Raw genomic sequence first — 388 nt, 5'->3', positions numbered from 1 at the left:
CAATCAATGGTTAGAAGTTTACAACAGAAACGGAGTAGTAACTGCTCGAGCAGTTGTGTCACACCGTATGCCAAGAGGAACGATGTTTATGTATCACGCTCAAGATAAGCATATTGAAACTCCAGGTTCTGAAATTACAGAAACAAGAGGTGGTTCTCATAATGCACCAACACGAATACATTTAAAGCCAACACAACTTGTAGGTGGTTATGCACAAATCAGTTATCACTTTAATTATTATGGTCCTATTGGAAATCAAAGAGATGTTTATGTAGCTGTTAGAAAACTGAAGGAGGTTGACTGGCTTGAAGATTAAAGCACAGATCGCAATGGTATTAAACTTAGATAAATGTATAGGTTGTCATACTTGTAGTGTCACTTGTAAGAG

At 37.1% G+C, this 388-nt stretch carries 2 protein-coding genes; both read left to right on the top strand.

Annotated features, from left to right (window positions below; all coding sequences use genetic code 11):
- A partial coding sequence (locus tag ER639_RS12100; RefSeq protein ID WP_205757728.1) for a molybdopterin dinucleotide binding domain-containing protein occupies positions 1-316 on the top strand: 316 nt, incomplete at its 5' end.
- Positions 306-388 (top strand): hypothetical protein (locus tag ER639_RS12625; RefSeq protein WP_368665668.1); only part of this gene is annotated, 83 nt, incomplete at its 3' end. The genes ER639_RS12100 and ER639_RS12625, both read left to right, overlap by 11 nt.

The organism is Macrococcus sp. DPC7161, from assembly GCF_004117835.1.
Classification (GTDB): Bacteria; Bacillota; Bacilli; order Staphylococcales; family Staphylococcaceae; genus SDSC01.
This window is presented reverse-complemented; position numbering and strand designations above follow the sequence as displayed.